3 protein-coding genes are annotated in these 4,298 nt (G+C 72.9%); 1 reads left to right on the plus strand and 2 read right to left on the minus strand.

Annotated elements, in window-relative coordinates; translation table 11 throughout:
• On the minus strand, window positions 1-2,237 hold a 2,237-nt coding region (gene ftsH, locus NH602_RS28600; protein ID WP_253069431.1), incomplete at its 3' end, for an ATP-dependent zinc metalloprotease FtsH.
• A gap of 345 nt (window positions 2,238-2,582) precedes the next feature.
• Here ftsH and NH602_RS28605 point away from each other — a divergent pair.
• Window positions 2,583-3,593 (plus strand): serine protease, encoded by a 1,011-nt coding sequence (locus NH602_RS28605; protein WP_100878922.1) that lies wholly within the window; start codon window positions 2,583-2,585, stop codon window positions 3,591-3,593.
• Window positions 3,594-3,600: 7 nt separating this feature from the next.
• On the opposite strand, the gene hpt is transcribed toward NH602_RS28605, so the two are convergent.
• Window positions 3,601-4,161 (minus strand): hypoxanthine phosphoribosyltransferase, encoded by a 561-nt coding sequence (gene hpt / locus NH602_RS28610; protein WP_073576928.1) that lies wholly within the window; start codon window positions 4,159-4,161, stop codon window positions 3,601-3,603.
• Between the last annotated feature and the right edge of the window lie 137 nt (window positions 4,162-4,298).

Below are 4,298 nucleotides of genomic sequence, written 5' to 3' on the forward strand. Positions count from 1 at the left end.
GGGGGCTGTCCCGGTCCGCCGTAGGACCCGGCCCGGCCGTGGCCGTGGACCGGGGCGCCGTGCCCGTTGCCGGGCGCGCCGTAGCCGTTCCCGTTCCCGTTCCCGCCGTTGCCGCCGCCGTGACCCGGGCCGCCGTCGCCGGGGGCGTAGCCGCCGTCGTTGGGGGCGTCCGGGCGGCTCGGGACCGAGCCGCCCGCCGGGAACGGGGAGGCGCCGGGGGTGCCGGGCGCGTCGCCGTAGCCGTTGGCGACGCCCGAGCCGACCTCGGCCGGGGTGAGCTCGTCCTCCTCGGGCGGCAGGACCTCACCGCGCTCGTGCGCCAGCTCGCGCCGGGTCTTGATCGGCGGCTTCTCCGAGGGCGTGCGCACGCCGAAGTCGTCGAACGCGGTGATCCGCGGCCGCTTCTCCACCGACCCGAAGATCCGCTCGAGGTCCTTGCGGTTCAGGGTCTCCTTGTCCAGGAGCTCGAGCACCAGGTCGTCGAGCACGTCGCGGTAGGTGTTGAGGATCTCCCACGCCTCGGTGTGCGCGGCCTCGATGAGCTTGCGCACCTCCTCGTCGATCTCGTGGGCGACCTCGAGCGAGTAGTCGGCCTGGTTGCCCATTGAGCGGCCGAGGAACGGGTCGCCCTGCTCGCGGCCGTAGCGGACGGCGCCGAGCTTGGCGCTCATGCCGTACTCGGTGACCATCGCGCGGGCGATCTTGGTGGCCTGGTCGATGTCGGAGGACGCGCCCGTCGTGGGCTCGTGGAAGACGAGCTCCTCGGCCGAACGCCCACCCATCGCGAACACCAGCCTCGCGATCATCTCGGCGCGGGTCATGAGGCCCTTGTCGTCCTCCGGGACGACGAGCGCGTGCCCGCCGGTGCGCCCGCGCGGCAGGATCGTGAGCTTGTAGACCGGCTCCAGGTCCGGCATCGCCCACGCGGCCAGCGCGTGCCCGCCCTCGTGGTATGCGGTGATCTTCTTCTCGCGCTCGGAGACGATCTTCGACTTGCGCCGGGGGCCGCCGACGACGCGGTCGACCGACTCCTCCAGCGCGGCGCCGTTGATCAGCGTCCCGTGCTCGCGGGCGGTCAGCAGCGCGGCCTCGTTGATCACGTTGGCCAGGTCGGCGCCGGACATGCCCACGGTGCGTTTGGCCAGCGACTCGAGGTCGACGTCGTCGGCGAAGGGCTTGCCCTTGGAGTGCACCGACAGGATCGCGCGGCGACCCGCCAGGTCGGGGGCGCCGACCGGGATCTGCCGGTCGAACCGGCCCGGGCGCAGCAGCGCCGGGTCCAGGATGTCCGGCCGGTTCGTCGCGGCGATCAGGATGATGCCGCCGCGGGCGTCGAAGCCGTCCATCTCGACGAGCAGCTGGTTCAGGGTCTGCTCGCGCTCGTCGTGCCCGCCGCCGAGGCCGGCGCCGCGCTGGCGGCCGACCGCGTCGATCTCGTCGACGAAGATGATGCAGGGCGCGTTCTGCTTGGCCTGCTCGAACAGGTCGCGCACCCGGGAGGCACCGACACCGACGAACATCTCGACGAAGTCGGACCCTGAGATCGTGTAGAACGGCACGCCCGCCTCACCGGCGACCGCACGGGCCAGCAGCGTCTTGCCGGTGCCGGGCGGGCCGTAGAGCAGCACACCTTTGGGGATCTTCGCGCCCAGGGCCTGGTAACGGCCCGGGTTCTGCAGGAAGTCCTTGATCTCGTAGAGCTCCTCGACCGCCTCGTCGGCGCCCGCCACGTCCGCGAACGTGTTCTTCGGCATGTCCTTGTTCAGCTGCTTGGCCTTGGACTTGCCGAAGCTCATGACCCGGTTCCCGCCGCCCTGGGCGTTGTTCAGGAACCAGAACAGCAGGATCAGGACCAGCGCCAGCGGGATCATCGTGATCAGCAGCGTGGAGAGGAAGGAGTCCTGGCGGACGACGGTGTCGTACTCGGCGATCCCGGGGACCTGGCGGACCTGGTCGAAGATCTGACCGGAGATCTGCGCGGGGTACTGGGTGAGGATCTGGGTCGTCTCGTTGCCGTCGACCTCGATCGGGCGGTCCAGCGTGAGGCGGAGCTGCTGCTCACGGTCCTCGACGAGGGCGTCCTTGACGTTCCCCGACTGCACCTGGGAGAGCGCGACCGACGTCGTGACCTCGGTGTATCCGCGGGTGTCGTCGAACAGCTGGCTGAACCCGAGATAGATCAGGAGTGCGACGAGGATCCAGATCAGCGGGTTGCGGAGCAGGCGCTTGCGGTCCATGCAACGTCGGCCTGGGTGGCCTTCACCTTCCCGGGAGTGGTTCTCGGCAGCGGCGGCGGACGGTGTACCGCCCCGCCGGAGGGCCCTGACCCGCCAGGATAGCCCCACGGTGGGTGGAGTGCTCCGGACGGACCTGGCCGGACCGCCCGGTGAGCGGGCGGCCGATCCGAGAACGAACCGGCGACCTGCCCGGTTCCCCCACAGGGGTGTCCCGACGCACACCTCGACACCGTGGTGTGGGACAACTGTGCAGCACGCTCGGTACCCGGACGGCGGCGGAGGGCAGCGGCGCCCTGCTCCGTCCGGTCCAGCGGCGATGGTCTGCGGGTCGGGAGGGACGATCGGATGGCGCTGCACGCGGTGGCCGGACCCCGGCGGACGGTGTCGGTGCTCGCCGCCGGTCTCGCCGCCGCGGCGGCACTGGCGGTGTTCACCGTGCCGGTGGGGACGGCCGTCGCCGTGCCCGTCATCCCGGCGCCCGTGGCCGCCGCACCGACGCCGCCGGTCGTGACCGCGCCGCCGGCGACCACCGCCCGGGCCGAGGCGGGCGACCTCGTGCCGCACCCGGCCGTCGTCGCGGGGCCGGGGTCGATCGGTCCGGGGACCGTCACCGAGACCACCGGCGCGGGCCTGTGCACGGCCGGGTTCGTGTTCACCGCGGGCGAGCGCACCTTCCTCGGGCAGGCCGCGCACTGCGGCGGCACCGGCGGCGAGACCGAGACCGACGGCTGCACCTCCGACGCGGTGCCGCTGGGCACCCCGGTGCTGGTGCACGGCCGCGACGGCACGGTCACCGGGACGCTGGCGTGGAGCTCGTGGAACACCATGCAGGCCCGCGGGGAGCGCGACCCCGACGTCTGCGCCTACAACGACCTCGCACTCGTCGAGCTGCCCGCGGGCGCCCGCCCGTCGGTGGGTGCCGCGGTGCCGTTCTTCGGAGGTCCCGGCGCGGTCCGCACCGCGCCGCTGCCCGCCGGCACCCCGGTCTACGGCCTGACCAACCCACCCGGCGCCGGCGGCGTCCGCACGGTCGGGGTGCGCGCCGGTGCGGCCGCCGCCGAGGTCGGTGGCGGGTGGGGGCACGCGGTGTTCGCCGTGCAGGACGGCGTCGCCGGGGAGTCGGGCAGCCCGCTGCTCGACGCGCAGGGCCGCGCGATCGGCGTGCTGTCCAGCCTCACCACCACCGAGGACCTGCCCAGCATCGAGTACACCGACCTGGCGAGGGCGTTGGACTACGCAGCCCGCACCGACGGTCCGGCCGGTCTGACGCTCGCCGGCGGGCCCGCGTTCACCGCGGCCCCGGCCGGGGTGGACCCGCGCGCGCTGGCCACACCCGCCGGGCCCGGGCTCGGCTGAGCCGGGCTCAGGCGTAGACCGACGGGTCGAGCGTGCCGATGTAGGGCAGGTCGCGGTAGCGCTCGGCGTAGTCGAGGCCGTAGCCGACGACGAACTCGTTCGGGATGTCGAAGCCGACGTACCGGACCGGGACGTCGACCTTCACCGCGTCCGGCTTGCGGAGGAGCGTCACGACCTCCAGCGACGCGGGCGAGCGGGTCTGCAGGTTGCCCAGCAGCCAGTTCAGGGTCAGCCCCGAGTCGATGATGTCCTCGACGATCAGAACGTGCCGCCCGGCGATGTCGCGGTCGAGGTCCTTGAGGATCCGCACGACACCCGACGACGAGGTCGACGAGCCGTAGGAGCTGACCGCCATGAACTCGAGCTGGGCCGGGATGGGCAGCGCGCGGGCGAAGTCGGTCATGAACATGACGGCGCCCTTGAGGACGCCGATCAGCACGAGGTCGGACTCGCGGCCGTCGCGCACGAGGTCGGCGTAGTCACCGGCGACCTGCTGCGCCAGCTCCGCGGTCTTCTCGCGCACCTGCTCCTCGGTGACCAGCACCGAGGAGATGTCCCCGTCGTACACCCGACCCCCTCGCACGGACCGTGTGACGGCCCGGTCGACGCCTCCACCGGACCCGCGGTCACGCCCGGTCACGCGGCCGGCTGCGGCGGCGCAGCACGAGCCTGCCACGGGCGCGGGTCAGCACCAAGCCGCCGCCC

The organism is Pseudonocardia sp. McavD-2-B, from assembly GCF_024124365.1.
GTDB classification, from domain to species: domain Bacteria; phylum Actinomycetota; class Actinomycetes; order Mycobacteriales; family Pseudonocardiaceae; genus Pseudonocardia; species Pseudonocardia alni.